Below are 17,774 nucleotides of genomic sequence, written 5' to 3'. Positions count from 1 at the left end.
CTATTGGTCAGTGTCGTTATCACGTGGGTGTTGTTTTTGCTCCTGCAAGAAACGATCGCGGTGCGCGCTGGAGCAAAACCACTGCCCATCATTGCGAAGCGCTTCGTTTTCCGGCAGGTGCACCTCGCACCAACGGCAACGAACCATGTGGCCGCCGTCCTGCTGCTGGTCTTCTCGTTCCTGAGTAAGCCGGTCACGTTGCCACTGCCGGTACATGCCAAACAGTTTTAAACCGGCATAGAACAATACTGCGAAAATGAGTAGCCGAATAATCAAAAGGTTCATCCTGTTGTCGCCCTCATGCAATTTGCAAGCGCGGCCTTTGCCTGCGAGCGGCCCTTGCGGGACAATACGAGTTAGTGGTGTGTACTTATTCTAAAGATTCTCAAGAGATTTGATCGCCCATGCAAGATTTAACGCTCGTCATGGCCCAACTCGACCCCTTGGTGGGTGATATTCCTGGCAACGCTGCGCGCGCTATTGAAGCCGTGCGCGAAGCGCGCATTGAACACGGTGCCGATATCGTCGTGTTTCCCGAGTTGTTTTTGTCGGGTTATCCGCCGGAAGATCTGTTGTTGCGCCCCTCGATGGAAACGCGACTGCGCGAAGCGCGTGCCACCATGGCTGAGAAAATGTCGCGGGATGTACTGGTGATTATTGGTTACCCCGGTGTACGCGAAGGCCAGTGTTACAACCTGGCCGGTGTGTTGTACGACGGCCAATGGGAGGCCGAGTACGCCAAGCAGGCGTTGCCCAACTATCAGGTGTTCGACGAGCAGCGCTATTTCACACCGGGCACTGAGACGCTGGTGTACGAGCACAAAGGGGTGAAGTTGGGCATCGCCATCTGTGAAGACTTGTGGGATGGTGCGCCGATCAAAGCCGCGGCAACGGCCGGGGCGGAGGTGTTGATCACGCTGCATGCATCGCCCTACCATCAGGATAAGCCCAGCGAGCGGCTGCGTCTGCTGGAACAGCGCGCCCAGGATGTTGAGCGGCCGATCTTCTACGTCAATACCATTGGCGGCCAGGATGAGCTGGTGTTCGACGGTGGCTCATGCTGCGTCAATGCCCAGGGGGAGCTTCAGGTATTGGCGCCTTATTGGCAGGCCGGCTTGATGCCGGTGCAGTTATTGCAAACCAGTGGCGCCACCTGGGAGCCTCAATCCGGAGAGATTGAGCCCGAGGTTGAGCCTGAGGAAAGCCTCTACTGTGCCTTGGTGACCGGGGTACGCGATTACGTCAATAAAAGCGGTTTTGACGGTGTGGTGATGGGGCTTTCCGGCGGCATTGATTCGGGGCTGTCGTTGGCGATTGCCGTGGACGCGCTGGGGCCGCAGCGCGTCCAGGCGGTGATGATGCCCTATCACTATACCGCCGATATTTCCAAACAGGATGCCGCCGAGCAAGCGAAGCTGTTGGGCGTGCATTACGACATCATGCCCATTGAGCCGATGGTTGAAGCCTTTATGAGCACGCTTTCGGAGAGCTTTGCCGGCACCGAGCGAGATACCACGGAAGAAAACCTACAGTCCCGCTGCCGCGGCGTGCTGCTGATGGCCATCTCGAACAAGAAAGGCTTGATGGTATTAACCACCGGTAATAAGAGCGAAATGGCGGTGGGCTATGCCACCCTGTATGGCGATATGGTCGGCGGCTACAATGCTATCAAAGACGTTTATAAAACCTGGGTGTATCGGCTGGCCCGCTGGCGCAATACCCAATCTCCCGCCATCCCCGAGCGCGTGATCGAGCGTCCGCCGAGCGCCGAGCTGGCACCCGACCAGCAGGATAGCGACTCGCTCCCCGATTACGACGTGTTAGACGCTATCCTGGTGCGTTATATCGAAGGGGATATGAGCGCCGAAGCGATAATTGCCGCTGGCTTTGCCCGCGAAGATGTCTACCAAATCGTCAAGCTGGTCGATCGTTGCGAATACAAGCGCCGCCAAGCCCCGGTCGGCGTGCGGGTGACGCCGCGTGGTTTCGGACGCGACCGACGCTACCCGATCGTTAACGGCTGGCAGCCCGGCGAATAGCCGGGCGCTGCCCCAGTATTAGGCGAGCATCGGTGGCGGGTCTAGGCTGCGCTTGACCATTTCGATAGCGGAGATCGGTTTACAGAAATAGTACCCCTGGAAAGCGTGGCACTGGAGATCATTGAGGTAGCGCCAGTGCTCCAGGGTTTCTACCCCTTCGGCGATAACGTTCAAGCCGAGCGAATGCCCCATGGCAATAATGGTTTGTACAATGGCCTTATCGTCCGTGTCTTGATGCAGGTTACGTACAAACGATTGATCGATTTTAATTTGATCCAGGGGGAGCCGCTTTAGGTACTGTAGCGACGAATAGCCGGTGCCGAAATCATCCATGGCAAAGCTAACCCCGAGCGCCTTGAGTTGGTGCATGCGGGCAATAATCTCGTCTATTTTGCCGATCATGGTGCTTTCGGTGAGCTCCAGCTTTAACCGCTGTGCCGAGGCACCACTTTTGGTTAGCGCGCTGCTGACGGTGTCCACGAAATCGGGCTGTTGAAACTGTTTAGCGCTGACGTTAACCGCCAGCGTTAAATGTTTCGTATGCTCGTCGTTAGCCCAGTCGACCAACTGCTCGCAGGCGGCTTCAAGTACCCAGTTGCCAATCGGCACAATCAGGCCTGTTTCCTCGGCTAAAGGGATAAAGGTTCCTGGCGAGACAAACCCGTGGCGCGGGTGTTCCCAGCGGATCAACGCCTCTGCGCCAATGATCCGCCCAAAATTGTCCACTTGTGATTGGTAGACCAGTACGAACTCTTGGCGCTCGATGGCCAGGCGCAGGTCGTGTTCCAGTTCGGTTTTGGCTTCAAGCTCGGCTTGCACGGCCGGGTCGTAAAATCGCAACCCGTTGGGACTCGACAGCTTGGCTAGATGAACGGCCGCGTTGGAATACTGAAATAGGCTATCAATGCTCTCTTGAGGGCCATTAAACAGCGCGATACCCATGCTCACACTGAGGAAGTACTTTTTGTCGTCCACCCAGTAACAGGGGTTTAGGGTCTGTTGTAACTGTTCGGCGAACGCCTCGGCTTTTTCGGCCGCTTTTAGCTGTTCGTTGGCTAAGCCATCGATAATCACCATAAATTCATCGCCGCTAATGCGGCCGATGGTGGTTCCTTCGGCTTCCAGGCTGGTGAGGCGCTCGGCAATCTGCTGCAGGAGACTGTCGCCCACGGGGTGGCCGCTGCTGTCGTTGATGCGTTTGAAATCGTCAACGTCCACGTAGAACAGCGCGCCGTAGGTGTTGGTCTGTTGGCTAGTATTCAGCGAGTGTTGTAGATGTTCTCTTATTAACCGACTGTTGGGCAATTGGGTCAAGGTGTCGTAATACGCCAGTCGGTGCACTTTACATTCGGCTTCCCGACGTTGCTGTTCAGCCTGTTTGAACGACAGCAGGGCCGAGGCAATACGCCCCCAGGCGCCTCTGTGGCGTTGGCTTAGTCGTTGAATGTCGGTGAAGGGGGGAAGTGCCTGCGTGGATTTGGAGAGGGCCATAATGGCATCGCCTACCGTCATCAGCCTCCGATTGATCCGCCAAGCTGCAAAGAGTGCCGTGCCGATGAGTACGCCCATAAAGCCTAGCCCTGACCACGCTAAGGTGCTGATGGATTGACTCAAGGCTTGGTGGCTTTGCTGATGACGCTCGCTGGCTTGTTGGGTCAGCGCTGCAAGAATGCTTTGGGTGGCGATCAAAAAGCGGTTGAAGTTAGCTTCCGCTTCCTGCACAAAAAAACGCGCTATCGCCCTGGTTGAGTGTTACGGCCTCGTAGGCCATACCAATTAAACGCCGATATTCTTGAAAAGCATGTTCCAGCGATGCGGCGCTGCCGTTACTTAGCTCGTCAATTAGCCCAGCCTCGGTAAAATAATCGATTTGCTCGCCAATGTCGTTTAGTTCTTGATTGATTAGGCTGTATTCTTCCTCGCGGTTCAGGGCGCTAAGCTGATCATTTTCCGCCTCGTCAAGCACTTGGGTAAGGCGTTCGTGAAGGGCTCCACTGCGCCGCTCAAAGGTAGTCATTTCAACCAGGGTGTTGAGGTAGTCAGACTGCGTGCGATGGCTATCAAGTGAATGCTCCCTGGCCATATTCAGCGCTAACACGCCAAGTATGAGGGCGGGTACCAGAATAATGAGAAGAGGTAACAGAAATACCATCAGTAGGCTTCGGGTGGGTTTCATCTTCTGTCTCATAGAGAGTCCATAACAGTGGCTCCTCCGAGGAGGAGCCTTCTTGTCCTATCGGCCAATCCATGGCTACCTAAAACGATGGTGTTCCAGCTTAGAAGCTTTCCCATTCGGGCTGAGGCTGCTGGCGCAGGGCAGGGCGAGGTGTGGCGGGCGACGCAGTGGCGGTGCGGGGAGCGTTGGCCAAGGCTTTGGTGTGGTCTTCACCGCTGCTGGGAAGCTTGAATACCGACATTGAGTTGATCAGTTTGTGGGCGTTTTCGCGCAGGTTGCCTGCCGAGCGGGCGCTTTCATGTACTAGACCGGCATTCTGCTGAGTTACCTGATCCATCTCGGTCACGGCCTGACCGACTTCCTGTACCCCGGCGCTTTGTTCGGCGCTGGCGTGACTGATCTCTTTCATAATGTCGGTGACACGACCGATGGCCGCCACGATTTCTTCGGTTGACTTGCTGGCGTCGGCGGCGCGCTCGTTGCCGTGCTTCACGCGTTCCAGGTTGCTTGAGATCAAATCATTGATTTCACGGGCGGCGTCGGCACTACGCTGGGCAAGTTTGCGAACTTCTTCCGCCACCACGGCGAAGCCGCGGCCATGTTCTCCAGCTCGGGCCGCTTCCACTGAAGCGTTCAGCGCCAGGATGTTGGTCTGGAAGGCGATGGCATCGATCGTTGAGATAATCCCGGCGATTTCCTGTGAGCTCGTGTTGAGATCGTTCATGATGTCGGCCACCTGGCGAACGGCATCGCCACCTTGTGTCGCCGTATTGGAGGCGCTTGACGCTTCCTGACTGGCCTGTTCGGAGTTATCGGCGTTGAGTTTGACGGTGCTATTGAGTTGCTCCATTGCTGAGGCGGTTTCCGCCAGTGCGCTGGCCTGCTGTTCGGTGCGTGACGACAGATCGTTATTGCCCTCGGCAATCTGCTCGCTGTTGCTGGCAACCGCTTCCGCCGATGCGCGTACTTCGGCGACGATGCCCTGCAGCTGGCGCGCCATGTCAACCTGAGAGGCCATGATGCTGCGGGTGTCGCCTTTCTTCAAGCGTCCCTGGCTGTCCAGTTCGCCGCGACCGATGGCTTCGGCAAAGGCTTTCACTTCATGGGGTTCTGCGCCCAGTTCACGGAGCAACTGACGAGTTAAGAACACCGCAATGAAACCGCCCACCAGCAAGGCGAATAGGGTCAAACCAAGCATTTGCATTTGAAAGCCGGACGCCGTATCGCGGGCTGTCGCCGTGGTGGCGTCGTTTAGCTCTTGCTGGAGGTTGATAAACTGATTAATGCGGTTAAGCCACTCGGCGTAAGCAGGGCCTGCCTGTTCAAGAAGCAATGTTTCTGCATTGGCAAACCGATCTGCTTGACGGGCGGCAATGACTTGCTCTGTCAGGGCGAGGGTCTTGTCAGCTTGAGTGTCGATACTCTCGAGTATGGATTGCTCTTCCGGGCCACCGGAGTGTTCGCGTGTAACCTGATGCTCGCCTTCAGACGCAACCGTGTAATTACTGCTGAGACGCTCGATCTCGCCGAGTAGTTCGTCCAGTCGGTCATCGTCTTGGGTAAGCACGATATCGCGCAGTGCGATAGCGCGATCATGAACGCTGCCGCGCATATCCACCGCAAACCCCAGCTTGGTGCCGTTGACGTCATTGATCGTGGTCAGGTCGCGGTCGATTTGATTGACCTGATAGATGCCGATGCCGGTGAGTATAACCAGAAGGGCTAATATGGCCGAAAAGCCAAGGGTTAGACGTGTACTGATCTTGGTACCAGTGGGCCTTGCGATAGATGAGAGCATTAGGTTTCTCCTGAGGCGCCGTGAAGGTGCTTGATTAGGTTGGTATTAGAATACTAATCAATGGTACAGCTTTTGTACAACTTGTATTTTGGCATTGTGTCTGATCAGGATTATAAAATGCTTTATATTCAGGTGTTTAAAGTTTGAAAATAAAAAAAGCCACGCGGGAGCGTGGCTTTTAAAACAGGTGTTTTACGCAAAAAGCTGTACATCTTGAGCGCTAGACGTATGCCTAGCGCTCATCCGAGAAGGGGTAGGCATTAGTCAAGGTGTTTGGGGCTAAAGCGATTGCCGTCAAGTTGTTCATGGTTTGGAGCGTTTTCACGCAGCACCGCAAGGACTTCGTTGGCACGGTCGTCCATTTCCAGCCCTTGATAACCTTCTACCATGGTGGCGAGCGCATCGTGGGTGGCGTTGGCCTCGGGGTAGTTTTCGATAACCCAGCGTCCGCGCTCGACGGCGGCCAAGTAGGCGCCACGGCGCAGATAATAGTCGGCCACGTGGAGTTCATGACGAGCGAGCAATTCACGCAGGTAGACAATACGCTGCTGCGCATCCGGGGCGTACTCACTTTGCGGATAGCGTTGGATTAATTCGCGGAAGTCGCCGTAAGCATCCCGTGTTGCGCCAAGATCGCGCTTGGAAATATCAATTAAACGCAGGCGTTCAAGGCTGAACCGCCCCGCCTGCCAAGCGGATAACCCCCGCAGGTAATAGGCGTAGTCGACTTGGGGATGGTCGGGGTGCAAGCGAATAAAGCGGCTCGCGGCGGCCCGGGCTTCTTCCCAGTTATCATTTTCGTAATAGGCGTAAACTAACTCTAACTGAGCTTGCTCAGCGTGTTCGCCGAACGGGTAGCGGGTGTCGAGTGCTTCCAAACGCTCAATCGCGGTTGAAAAGTGATTGGCGTCCAGGGCATCGCGAGCACTGTCGTATAGTTCACGCTCGGCAACACCGGCGTATCGGTCCTCGTTCGAGGTCGTGTCATTGCTGGCACAGCCCGCCAGCAAGGCAACGCTTAAAGCGAACACGCCAAAGCGATTGGCAGCGGAAAAAACGCGCATCTTCATCCTCGTTGCAAACAAGCCTCAATCACCGAAAAGCGGCGATGGCCATGATAGAATAGGTCGCAGTCAGCCCACTATAAATCACCTCGGCGCAAAACGCAGGCTTCGAATGACGTCGCCGAGGTGTCGTCAAAGGAAATTATCCCATGCCTCGCAGTGTTGAAGCTACGCAACGGGTGCCAACCTCATTGGCCGGTGCCCGTTTGGACCAAGCGGCGGCCGAATTATTCAGCGATTATTCCCGTGAACGGTTAAAAGCGTGGATCAATACGGGCGAGCTGACGGTGGACGGCGCGCAAGCCAAGCCGAAAGCCAAACTCCACGGCCACGAGGTATTGGCGCTGCAGGCGACGCTCGAAGAGGATACGCGCTTTGAGCCACAGGCCATACCGCTGGATATTGTTTTTGAAGACGATGCCGTGATGGTGGTCAATAAGCCTGCGGGGATGGTGGTCCACCCGGCGGCAGGCAACCCGGATGGCACCTTACTGAATGCGCTGCTGCATCATCATCCCGCGCTTGCCGAAGTGCCGCGGGCGGGCATCGTTCATCGGCTTGATAAAGACACCACCGGGTTGATGATGGTGGCCAAGACGCTGCCCGCGCAAACCGCCTTGGTTGAGCAGCTACAGGCGCGCAGTGTTTCTCGCCAATACGATGCGGTGGTGATTGGCAAGCCGATCGCCGGCAATACCATTGATGCGCCGATTGGTCGTCATCCCAAAGATCGTAAGCGCCAAGCGGTGACCGCCTCGGGTAAAGCAGCGGTGACCCACTTTCGCGTGGTCGAGCGTTTTCGTGCTCATACCCACGTTCGCTGTAAGCTTGAAACCGGGCGCACCCACCAAATCCGCGTTCACATGGCGCATGCCCGCTACCCGCTGATTGGCGACCCGCTTTATGGCGGGCGCGCCAAATTACCGCCAGGGGCTGCTGAGCCGCTGAAAGAAATCCTGCGTGAGTTTCCCCGCCAGGCATTACACGCGCGCAAGCTTCGCTTTGTGCACCCCGTTAGCGGTGCAACGCTTACTTTTCATGCTGACTTGCCCGATGATCTACTAATGTTGTTGGACTACCTGCGCGACGATAGCGAGACCATGCAATGAGCGACGCGATTAATTTAAAACCAACGCTGCTGCTTCCCGACTGGCCAGCCCCAGATAACGTGGGCGCGTTTGTTACCACGCGGGAGGCGGGGCCGAGTCAGGAAGACTTTGCGGCCTTCAATCCGGCGTCTCATGTGGGCGATAACCCAGACCACGTGGCATTATGTCGTCGCCTACTGCAGAAAGAGGTGGGTGATGAGCGACCGCTGCAGTGGCTTAATCAGACCCATGGCGCGCGGGTGCAGCAGGCCTATCGGGCCGAGCCACCGGAAGCCGACGCGGCGGTTGCCACCAGTAACGATTATGCTTGCGTGGTTTTAACGGCGGACTGTCTGCCGGTACTGTTTTGTAATCGCCAAGGCACTCAGGTCGCGGTCGCTCACGCGGGCTGGCGTGGGTTGGCAAAGGGGGTGCTGGAAGCCACCGTGGCGGCGATGAACAGCGACCCTGACGATCTTTTGGTGTGGTTAGGGCCGGCAATTTCTAACGCGCAGTTTGAAGTTGGCCCGGAAGTGCACGATGCCTTTGTGGCGGTTCAGCCTGAAACCGCCGATGCGTTCGATCATAGCCCTTATCGCTTAGGTCATCACATGGCTGATCTTTATCGCTTGGCCCGCTTTCGCCTTGAGGCGTTAGGCATTCATCACATCAGCGGTGGTCACTTTTGTACCGCCTGTGAGTCGCGCTTTTATTCTTACCGACGCGACGGCGGGCAAACGGGAAGAATGGCAACCGTGATCTGGATCAAGTAAATCCACAGACATCAAGCCTTCCACTTGAAACCTCCTGGGACCGACGCCATTTAACTTGTCAAGCCAATCGTGATTAGCACGTTTAACGACAGGTTATCGGGATACGACGCGCGTCCAAACGCGCGGCCACCCCCAGGAGGAATATAATGCGATTCGATAAATTTACCGCCAAGCTGCAAGCTGCCGTTGCCGAGGCGCAATCTCTTGCCGTGGGCCGCGGGCACAATCAGCTTGAACCCGCCCATCTACTGCTGGCGTTGCTGGATACCAAAGACACCGGCATTAAAGCCCTGATTGAAAAAGCCGAGGGCAGCAGTTCGCGTCTGCGTGATGGGTTAGTCCAACAGTTGGACGATTTGCCCCAAGTAGGGCAGTTCGATGGTGAGGTGCAGCCATCGCGGGACTTTATCAAACTATTTAACTTAACCGATCGCGAAGCGCAAAAGCGCGGCGATCAGTTTATCGCCAGTGAACTCGTCCTGCTGGCAGCGTTGGAAATGAATTCGGCGGTGACCAAGCTGCTTAAATCAGCCGGGATCAACCGAAAAACGCTTGAAGCCGCGATTAACAGCCTGCGCGGTGGTGAATCCGTTGATGATCCCAACGCCGAAGACCAACGCGAAGCCCTCAATAAGTACACCTTGGATCTTAATCAGCGCGCTCTGGACGGTAAGCTGGATCCGGTGATCGGTCGCGACGACGAAATTCGCCGTACCATTCAGGTATTGCAGCGGCGTACCAAAAACAACCCTGTGCTCATTGGTGAGCCGGGTGTAGGTAAAACCGCCATTGTCGAAGGCTTGGCGCAGCGGATTGTCGATGGCGAAGTGCCTGAAGGTTTAAAAGACAAGCGTGTACTATCACTGGATATGGGCTCGCTATTGGCGGGCGCCAAGTTCCGCGGTGAGTTCGAAGAGCGCCTCAAAGCCGTGCTCAAAGAGCTAGCCCAGGAAGAAGGGCGGGTCATCCTGTTCGTTGATGAGCTGCACACCATGGTTGGCGCAGGCAAAGCCGAAGGAGCCATGGACGCGGGCAATATGCTCAAGCCAGCGCTGGCGCGGGGGGAGTTGCACTGCGTCGGGGCCACCACGCTGGATGAATACCGCAAGTATATCGAGAAAGATGCCGCCCTGGAGCGGCGCTTCCAGAAAGTGCTGGTCGACGAGCCCACGGAAGAAGATACCGTGGCGATTCTGCGTGGTTTGAAGGAACGCTACGAAGTGCACCATGGTGTGGATATCACCGACTCAGCGATTATAGCCGCCGCCAAGCTCTCTACGCGCTATATCACCGATCGTCAGTTGCCCGATAAAGCCATCGATCTGATCGACGAGGCCGCTTCGCGTATTCGCATGGAGTTGGATTCCAAACCCGAAGAGATGGATAAGCTCGATCGTCGCTTAATCCAGCTCAAGATGGAGCGCGAAGCGCTGAAAAAAGAGACTGACGAAGCCACCAAAAAGCGCTTGGAAGGCCTCAATAATCAGATCCACGAGTTGGAGCGCGAGTACGCTAACCTGGATGAAATCTGGAAAGCGGAAAAGGCCAGCATTCAGGGCGCGGCGCAGTTTAAAGCCGAGCTTGAGCAGGCGCGTATCGATTTGGAACAGGCACGCCGCCAGGGCGACTTGGGCCGCATGTCGGAAATCCAGTACGGCAAAATTCCTGAACTTGAAAAGAAAATTGCCCAAAGCAGTGAAGACGAAGCGGATACGTCTAGCCACCAACTACTACGTTCCAACGTGACGGAAGAAGAAATCGCTGAGGTAGTTTCCCGCTGGACGGGTATTCCGGTGGCCAAGATGTTGGAAGGCGAGCGGGACAAGCTGCTGCGTATGGAAGACGCGCTGCACGAGCGCGTGATTGGCCAGAACGAAGCCGTCGAGGCCGTCGCCAACGCTGTACGCCGCTCACGGGCGGGCCTGGCCGACCCCAACCGCCCCAATGGTTCCTTCCTATTCCTCGGCCCGACGGGGGTGGGCAAAACCGAGCTATGTAAGTCGCTTGCCAACTACCTGTTCGACACCGAGGAAGCCATGGTGCGGATCGATATGTCGGAGTTCATGGAGAAGCATTCCGTGGCTCGCTTGATCGGTGCCCCGCCTGGTTATGTGGGTTACGAAGAGGGCGGTTACTTAACCGAAGCCGTGCGCCGTAAGCCTTACTCGGTGATGCTGCTGGATGAGGTCGAAAAGGCCCACCCGGATGTGTTTAATATCCTCTTACAGGTGCTTGAGGACGGTCGCCTCACTGATGGCCAGGGCCGCACGGTGGACTTCCGCAACACGGTCATTGTCATGACCTCCAATATGGGGTCAGACATTATCCAGCGTATGGGCGGCGACGCTGGTATTGATAAAGACAGTGACTACGAGTTGATGAAAAGCGCGGTAATGGACGTGGTCGGTAATCACTTCCGGCCTGAGTTGATTAACCGCATCGATGAAGTGGTGGTCTTCCATGCGCTTGGCCAAGAGCAAATCCAGGCGATTGCCGCTATTCAATTAGAGCGTTTGAAAGTGCGTCTGGCCGAGCACGAGTTAAGCCTTGAGGTTAGCGACGACGCCATGGCACAGCTGGCCGTTGTAGGCTTTGACCCGGTATATGGCGCAAGGCCACTGAAGCGGGCCATTCAAAGCCGCATAGAGAACCCTTTGGCGCAGGATTTGTTGGCTGGCAAATTCTCGCCGGGAGATACCATCCATATCAGTGCGCAAGACGGTAAGTTGGTGTTTAGTTAATACCTGCCATTTGCCGTTCAGCCCCGCTTGGCGTTGCCAGCGGGGCTTTTTTTTACGCCAGTGCCCGCTGTTTATGGCCTTTAATTTGATCGAAGGTTGACAGGCTGAGGATGCTAATGGAATCTTGTGGGTTCCTGATTTGCGGGCGCGGAACCAACGGGCAACCCCTTATCCCCGCGCGAAGGGTAGGCGAAGGCCTTTACCCGCCGAAGGATTTCCGGGCTTGGGCTAACCGCCTGAACCTGGCCAACGCCCCGACACGGTAAACCGCCGTGAAAGGGAATCGCTGATTTGTGTTGGCATGAATCAGGTTTCCCGATGAGAGTGCAGGCCCTAACCGGGCCATATGCCAGGGTTTGGCATCAGGTGCCGGCATGGGCCGGCAGCGGCATACCGCCGCACTCGACACCGTAGAATCGTCTGCGGATCGCACTCGAGACCTCCAGGGGAGAAACACTGTGGAATTGCTTTCCGGCGCAGATATGATCGCCCGCTTCTTGCAAGATGAGGGCGTCGAATACATTTATGGTTACCCTGGCGGCGCGGCGTTGCATATTTATGACGCGCTGTTCCGTCAAGACAAAGTGAAGCACATTCTGGTGCGGCACGAACAAGCGGCCACCCATGCTGCCGATGGTTATGCTCGTGCATCGGGCAAGCCGGGCTGTGTGTTGGTTACGTCAGGGCCTGGCGCCACCAATGCCGTGACCGGCATTGCCACCGCCTACATGGACTCGATTCCCATGGTGGTGCTGTGTGGCCAGGTGGCGAGCCACCTGATTGGTGAAGACGCTTTCCAAGAGACCGATATCGTCGGCGTGACCCGCCCGATCGTGAAGCACAGCTTTGCGATTCGTCACCCCGCCGAAATCCCGGAAGTGCTCAAAAAGGCATTTTATTTAGCCGCCACCGGCCGCCCGGGCCCTGTCGTCGTTGATATCCCTAAAGATATGACGGCACCCACTGAACGCTACGAGTACGTCTATCCGAAAAAGGTCAAGATGCGCTCGTACAACCCGGTCACGCGCGGCCACACGGGGCAGATCAAAAAAGCCGTTGAGATGATGCTCAAAGCCAAGCGTCCGGTGTTTTACACCGGCGGTGGCGTAGTGACGGGCAAGGCGAGCGAAGGTTTGACCGATCTGGTCAAGCAGTTGGGTTACCCGATTACCACCACGCTGATGGGTATTGGCTCGTATCCTCAAAGTGACCGGCAGTGTTTGGGTTGGTTGGGTATGCACGGTTCCTATGAATCTAATATGGCCATGCATCATGCCGACCTGATTATTGCCATTGGGGCGCGCTTTGACGACCGCGTGACTAACAGCACCTCTAAGTTCTGCCCGACAGCCAAAATCATTCACGTTGATGTTGATCCGAGTTCGATATCCAAAACGGTGCGCGCCGACGTGCCGATTGTGGGGCCGGCATCCAGCGTCATCAATGAAATGATCAGCTTGGTGCAAGGCCAATCCATTGGCCACCCTGAGGAGCTGACCGACTGGTGGCAGAAAATTGACGGCTGGCGCGCTGATCGTGAAGGCAAGCTTTACGAGCCATCCAAGCCTGGTGAAGTGCTTAAGCCGCAAGAAGTAGTCGAAGCGTTATGCCGCGTGACGCGGGGCGAAGCCTATGTGACCACTGATGTGGGCCAGCACCAGATGTTTGCCGCCCAGTATTACAAGTTTGATAAACCCAACCGGCTGATTACCTCGGGTGGTTTGGGCACCATGGGCTTTGGCTTCCCCGCTGCCATGGGGATCAAACAGAACTTTCCGGATGATGACGTGGTGTGCGTTACCGGCGAGGGTAGCTTCCAGATGATGATGCAGGAGCTCTCCACCTGTAAGCAGTACGGGGTGGGCGTCAAAATTGTCAATCTCAACAATGCCTCGCTTGGGATGGTGCGCCAATGGCAGGACTTGAACTACAAGTCGCGTCACGCCCATTCTTATATGGAGTCGCTGCCCGACTTCCACATGCTGATTGAGGCGTATGGGTTTACCGCGATCACTGTGACAACGCTGGATGAGTTGGAGCCGGCGCTAGAGCGAGCGTTTGCTGACAAGCATGAGCTGGTGTTTCTTGACGTGAAGGTCGACCCCTTTGAGCACGTCTATCCGATGCAGGTGCCGTTAGGTGCCATGCGCGACATGCTGCTGTCTAAAACGGAGCGTACCTGATGCGTCATATCATCTCGATTCTGATGGAAAACGAACCGGGTGCGTTGTCACGTGTGGTCGGGCTGTTTTCCCAGCGCAACTTCAACATTGAAACGCTTAATGTGGCACCCACAGAAGACCCGTCGCTGTCGCGTTTAACGGTCACCACCGTGGGCGACGACCGGGTGATCGAGCAAATCACCAAGCATCTCAACAAGTTGATCGATGTGGTCAAGCTGGTGGATCTCACCGAAGGCAACCATATCGAACGCGAGCTGATGCTGGTTAAGGTCAAGGCGCTAGGCGCGGCCCGCGACGAGGTGAAGCGCACGGTGGATATTTTCCGTGCGCAGATCGTCGACGTGACGCCGAGCCTGTATACCGTGCAGATCACCGGCGATGCGGGCAAGCTGGATGCTTTCCTGCAGGCCATGGCGCCGGTGGGGATTCTTGAGGTTGCGCGTACCGGGGTGTCGGGTATTGCCCGGGGCGATAAGGTGTTATCGCTCTAAGCACGAAAGTACGCAGCCTTAAAAGCAAGCAAAAGCGCCGCTTCCTCCCCGGAGCGGCGTTTTTAATGGGTGGCTTAATCTACCGCTCGCTAACGGTTGCCCACAAAGCATCAATCATGGGATTTTTTAAACGCCGGTTGAGGACGCATAGCCCGACATCGTAGTGGGGCAGTTCAGGCTTCACGTTAAGCACCTGGACGCGTTCGGCCAGCGGGCTGTTATCCAGCACGATTTTGGGCACGACACCCACCCCAAAGCCTAGCCCTACCATGCTTACAATCGCCTCATGGCCGGCCACCTGGGCATAAATACGCGGCGCTATGCCCATGGCCTTGAACCAAGTGTTGGCGTATTCACGGGACAGCCCCGCCTCGGAAAGAATCATCGGCACATCCTGCCATTGCTCGGCGGTCGAGCTTTCCGGCTGAGGTGGTAGCCAGTCATTGGCTTCATTCGGTGCAATAAAGACCAGAGGAGAGCGAGTCAGTGATTTAAATGCCAGTGCGCTGGGCGGAAGGCGTGGGCGCGGCGTAATCGCCATATCGTCGATGCCATCCAGCACGCGGGTCATGGCGTTAGCGGGATCGCCCGTGTGGAGCTTTAATTCAATACCGGGATGGCGAATGCGCACATCGCTCAACAGCTCGTAAAGAAAGCTATAGCTCGCAGTAACCGAGCAGTAAATGCTGATTTCGCCACGCAACTGTTGGGTTGTCGCGGCTAGCGTGCGTTTTTGCGTTTCCCACTGCTCCAGTGTGTCTCGGGCGTAGTGCTGAAACGTGACGCCTTGCGAAGTCAGTGTTACGTGGCGGTTGTCACGCTCAAACAGCGGCGTACCCAGTTCCGTTTCTACCTGCTGGATAGAGCGGCTCAGCGTTGAGGGGCTAATGTGGCAAAGCTCGCTGGCGCGACCAAAATGGAGTGTCTCAGCGAGGGTGACGACATGTTTGAGTAAGCGAAAATCCATAAGTGATTCTACGTTTCATAATAAGAAATAGTATGTTGCAAATATAGCGTTTTACGCAATAGGTGGCGTGGCGTAGAGTTAATTCAACGCTAAATCCTAGTGCTGCATAAGACGGCACGGGGTGGCCATCAACGCTGACCAATATCAAATAACCGATCGTTACGTGATCAATTAACCCTTTGGAGTTTCGCCATGCATGTTTACTACGATAAAGACTGCGACCTTTCCCTCATCCAGGCCAAAAAAGTCACCATTGTTGGCTACGGCTCGCAAGGCCATGCCCATGCCAATAACCTGAAAGAGTCGGGTGTCGACGTTACCGTTGCGCTGCGTAAAGGTTCTTCGTCGGCGGCCAAAGCCGAAGCGGCTGGTTTGAACGTGGCAACGGTTGCGGAAGCGTGCCAAACCGCTGATGTGGTCATGATTCTGGCGCCGGATGAAAATCAAAAGGCGATCTACGAGCAGGAAGTTGAGCCGAATCTGAAAGAGGGCGCGACCTTGGCGTTTGCCCACGGCTTTAACATTCACTACAACCAGATCGAACCGCGCAAAGACCTCGACGTCATCATGATCGCGCCGAAAGCCCCAGGGCACACCGTTCGCTCTGAGTTCGTCAAAGGCGGTGGCATTCCCGACCTTATCGCGATTCACCAAGATGCGTCCGGTAGCGCCAAAGAGTTAGCGCTCTCCTACGCTGCCGGTATTGGCGGTGGGCGTAGCGGTATCATTGAAACCACTTTCAAAGATGAAACCGAAACCGACCTGTTTGGCGAGCAAGCCGTTTTGTGCGGTGGTGCTGTAGAGTTGGTGAAAGCGGGTTTTGAAACCCTAACTGAAGCGGGCTATGCGCCGGAAATGGCCTACTTTGAGTGTCTGCACGAGCTCAAGCTGATCGTTGACCTGATGTACGAAGGCGGCATCGCCAATATGAACTACTCCATCTCTAATAATGCGGAGTACGGCGAGTACGTCACCGGCACTGAGGTCATCAATGAGCAATCGCGCGCGGCTATGCGTAATGCATTGAAGCGCATTCAAACCGGCGAATATGCCAAAATGTTTATTAATGAAGGCAACAGCAATTACCCATCAATGACTGCGCGTCGCCGTCTCAACGCTGAGCACGACATTGAGCAGGTTGGTGCCAAGCTGCGTGGCATGATGCCCTGGATCGCTGCTAATCAACTGGTCGATAAGTCTAAAAACTAAGCGTACCGGGTAAGTGCCGGTAGGTAGTCATTTAACGGGGTGTGCATAAGCGCGCCCCGTTTTGTTTATGTTTGTGTAGTGGTGGTTTTGTGGCCCTGTTTATACGGCCCGCAGGGCAATTGGCTGGCTGAGTGGTGCTCACCGTGTAGAATGAAAGCGACTACTGTTCCCGTGACTTCACTTTTACTGGATGAAACCTATGACACAGGACGCTCGCGATCAAGAGCGCTCAAGCTCTGATCAGTCAAACCCAGATCAGACAGACGCTGATCAGGTCAGCTCAAATCAAAGAAATTCTGAACAGTCTAATGCTGCTGATCAGTCAGAAGTGGTCGGCAACGAAGATCTGGCGGCTGCCTTTTTGCGTGAAACTGAAGTGGTCGAAGAAGCGGTAGAAGACGGTAAAAAAGTTCGTCGGCGGGGGATTTATCTGCTGCCTAACCTATTTACTACCTCGGCGCTGTTTTCAGGCTTTTTTGCAGTAGTGGCCGGGATCAACGGCGATTTTACTGCCGCGGCCGTCGCTATCTTCATTGCCATGGTGCTGGATGGCTTGGATGGCCGTGTTGCGCGAATGACGAATACTCAAAGCGCATTCGGTGCCGAATACGACAGCCTGGCCGATATGATTTCTTTCGGCATGGCGCCCGCGTTGGTCGCCTTTACCTGGATTTTGCAGGATATCGGTAAAACCGGCTGGGTGGTGGCCTTTCTCTACGTCGCCTGTGCGGCACTGCGGTTGGCGCGTTTTAACGTCCAGATTGGTAGCGTGGATAAAAAATGGTTTATCGGCTTGCCCAGCCCCTCCGCGGCTGCGCTAGTGGCAGCCAGCGTGTGGACCTTTCATAGCTTTGACGCTGATGCCTTTGGTTTCAAGCTACTGATGCTAGTGGTTGTGGCGGCAACAGGTGTGCTGATGGTGAGTAATATTCGCTATTACAGCTTCAAAGATCTCGACTTTAAAAAGCCGGTGCCCTTTGTTGTGCTGCTCGCCGTCGTATTGGGGTTCGTTATGATCTCCGTTGAGCCGTCCGTGATGCTGCTGCTGCTGTTTGGTGCCTATGTATGCTCAGGCCCTGTTTTAGCTGTTATGCGTAAAGCAAAACCGAAAAGCTAAAATTTCTGTCACAACCCCCTTGCCAACGAGGCCGTGAAGCCGTAAAGTACGCATCCGCTGCCGGGGACGCACGGCGTTGCCAGTGGTGGATGAGGTGTAAAAACCTTGGTTTGTCAGGTGGTTAGGCA

14 protein-coding genes are annotated in these 17,774 nt (G+C 55.6%); 8 read left to right on the top strand and 6 right to left on the bottom strand.

All coding sequences use genetic code 11. The features are described 5' to 3' along the window. Positions 1-285 carry a PP0621 family protein gene (locus BLR97_RS16980; protein ID WP_089707712.1) on the bottom strand — a complete coding sequence of 95 codons (285 nt, stop codon included), beginning with the start codon at positions 283-285 and terminating at the stop codon, positions 1-3. Between the two features lie 119 nt (positions 286-404). On the opposite strand from BLR97_RS16980, the gene BLR97_RS16975 reads away from it, so the two are divergent. Then, a complete protein-coding gene (locus tag BLR97_RS16975; RefSeq protein ID WP_089707711.1) occupies positions 405-2,039 on the top strand; it encodes an NAD+ synthase in 1,635 nt (544 codons plus the stop codon). 18 nt (positions 2,040-2,057) lie between these two features. Here BLR97_RS16975 and BLR97_RS16970 read toward each other — a convergent pair whose 3' ends face one another. The 4 genes from BLR97_RS16970 to BLR97_RS16955 form a co-directional block, all read right to left on the bottom strand. Beyond that, on the bottom strand, positions 2,058-3,761 hold the full coding sequence (locus BLR97_RS16970; RefSeq protein WP_244511352.1) for a putative bifunctional diguanylate cyclase/phosphodiesterase: 1,704 nt from the start codon (positions 3,759-3,761) through the stop codon (positions 2,058-2,060). Beyond that, positions 3,742-4,215: a hypothetical protein gene (locus BLR97_RS16965; protein ID WP_089707710.1), complete on the bottom strand. Its 474-nt coding sequence runs from the start codon at positions 4,213-4,215 to the stop codon at positions 3,742-3,744. Before BLR97_RS16965 ends, BLR97_RS16970 begins: the two co-directional genes overlap by 20 nt. A gap of 100 nt (positions 4,216-4,315) precedes the next feature. After that, positions 4,316-6,013, bottom strand: coding sequence for a methyl-accepting chemotaxis protein (locus BLR97_RS16960; RefSeq protein WP_089707709.1), 1,698 nt, complete (start codon positions 6,011-6,013; stop codon positions 4,316-4,318). A gap of 260 nt (positions 6,014-6,273) precedes the next feature. Beyond that, a complete protein-coding gene (locus tag BLR97_RS16955; RefSeq protein WP_089707708.1) occupies positions 6,274-7,077 on the bottom strand; it encodes an outer membrane protein assembly factor BamD in 804 nt (267 codons plus the stop codon). A gap of 149 nt (positions 7,078-7,226) precedes the next feature. On the opposite strand from BLR97_RS16955, the gene rluD reads away from it, so the two are divergent. From rluD to ilvN, 5 genes are all read left to right on the top strand, one after another. Then, positions 7,227-8,186 (top strand): 23S rRNA pseudouridine(1911/1915/1917) synthase RluD, encoded by a 960-nt coding sequence (rluD, locus tag BLR97_RS16950; RefSeq protein ID WP_089707707.1) that lies wholly within the window; start codon positions 7,227-7,229, stop codon positions 8,184-8,186. Further along, positions 8,183-8,938, top strand: a complete 756-nt coding sequence (gene pgeF / locus BLR97_RS16945) for a peptidoglycan editing factor PgeF (protein ID WP_089707706.1) — start codon at positions 8,183-8,185, stop codon at positions 8,936-8,938. Before rluD ends, pgeF begins: the two co-directional genes overlap by 4 nt. A gap of 146 nt (positions 8,939-9,084) precedes the next feature. After that, complete coding sequence (gene clpB, locus BLR97_RS16940; protein WP_089707705.1) at positions 9,085-11,679, top strand: ATP-dependent chaperone ClpB; 2,595 nt, start codon at positions 9,085-9,087, stop codon at positions 11,677-11,679. Positions 11,680-12,137: 458 nt separating this feature from the next. Next, positions 12,138-13,862 carry an acetolactate synthase 3 large subunit gene (locus BLR97_RS16935; RefSeq protein ID WP_089707704.1) on the top strand — a complete coding sequence of 575 codons (1,725 nt, stop codon included), beginning with the start codon at positions 12,138-12,140 and terminating at the stop codon, positions 13,860-13,862. Beyond that, on the top strand, positions 13,862-14,353 hold the full coding sequence (ilvN, locus tag BLR97_RS16930) for an acetolactate synthase small subunit (protein ID WP_040183026.1): 492 nt from the start codon (positions 13,862-13,864) through the stop codon (positions 14,351-14,353). Before BLR97_RS16935 ends, ilvN begins: the two co-directional genes overlap by 1 nt. A gap of 79 nt (positions 14,354-14,432) precedes the next feature. Here the strand turns inward: ilvN and ilvY are convergent, their stop codons facing one another. Further along, complete coding sequence (gene ilvY, locus BLR97_RS16925) at positions 14,433-15,320, bottom strand: HTH-type transcriptional activator IlvY (RefSeq protein ID WP_089707703.1); 888 nt, start codon at positions 15,318-15,320, stop codon at positions 14,433-14,435. 192 nt (positions 15,321-15,512) lie between these two features. Here ilvY and ilvC point away from each other — a divergent pair, with 192 nt between their 5' ends. Further along, positions 15,513-16,529 (top strand): ketol-acid reductoisomerase, encoded by a 1,017-nt coding sequence (ilvC, locus tag BLR97_RS16920; protein ID WP_089707702.1) that lies wholly within the window; start codon positions 15,513-15,515, stop codon positions 16,527-16,529. A gap of 199 nt (positions 16,530-16,728) precedes the next feature. Continuing rightward, complete coding sequence (pssA, locus tag BLR97_RS16915; protein WP_089707701.1) at positions 16,729-17,646, top strand: CDP-diacylglycerol--serine O-phosphatidyltransferase; 918 nt, start codon at positions 16,729-16,731, stop codon at positions 17,644-17,646. Positions 17,647-17,774: the final 128 nt, after the last annotated feature.

The sequence above is a fragment of the Vreelandella arcis genome (assembly GCF_900103865.1).
Classification (GTDB): Bacteria; Pseudomonadota; Gammaproteobacteria; order Pseudomonadales; family Halomonadaceae; genus Vreelandella; species Vreelandella arcis.
The sequence above is the reverse complement of the archived record's forward strand: the minus strand, read 5'-3'. Positions and strand labels throughout refer to the sequence as shown.

Coding starts and splice junctions, on each gene's coding strand:
- rluD (WP_089707707.1), top strand. CDS start 7,227: ATGCCTCGCAGTGTTGAAGCTACGCAACGGGTGCCAACCTCATTGGCC.
- ilvY (WP_089707703.1), bottom strand. CDS start 15,320: ATGGATTTTCGCTTACTCAAACATGTCGTCACCCTCGCTGAGACACTC.
- pssA (WP_089707701.1), top strand. CDS start 16,729: ATGACACAGGACGCTCGCGATCAAGAGCGCTCAAGCTCTGATCAGTCA.
- BLR97_RS16975 (WP_089707711.1), top strand. CDS start 405: ATGCAAGATTTAACGCTCGTCATGGCCCAACTCGACCCCTTGGTGGGT.
- pgeF (WP_089707706.1), top strand. CDS start 8,183: ATGAGCGACGCGATTAATTTAAAACCAACGCTGCTGCTTCCCGACTGG.
- ilvN (WP_040183026.1), top strand. CDS start 13,862: ATGCGTCATATCATCTCGATTCTGATGGAAAACGAACCGGGTGCGTTG.
- BLR97_RS16965 (WP_089707710.1), bottom strand. CDS start 4,215: ATGAAACCCACCCGAAGCCTACTGATGGTATTTCTGTTACCTCTTCTC.
- clpB (WP_089707705.1), top strand. CDS start 9,085: ATGCGATTCGATAAATTTACCGCCAAGCTGCAAGCTGCCGTTGCCGAG.
- BLR97_RS16980 (WP_089707712.1), bottom strand. CDS start 285: ATGAACCTTTTGATTATTCGGCTACTCATTTTCGCAGTATTGTTCTAT.
- BLR97_RS16955 (WP_089707708.1), bottom strand. CDS start 7,077: ATGCGCGTTTTTTCCGCTGCCAATCGCTTTGGCGTGTTCGCTTTAAGC.
- BLR97_RS16960 (WP_089707709.1), bottom strand. CDS start 6,013: ATGCTCTCATCTATCGCAAGGCCCACTGGTACCAAGATCAGTACACGT.
- ilvC (WP_089707702.1), top strand. CDS start 15,513: ATGCATGTTTACTACGATAAAGACTGCGACCTTTCCCTCATCCAGGCC.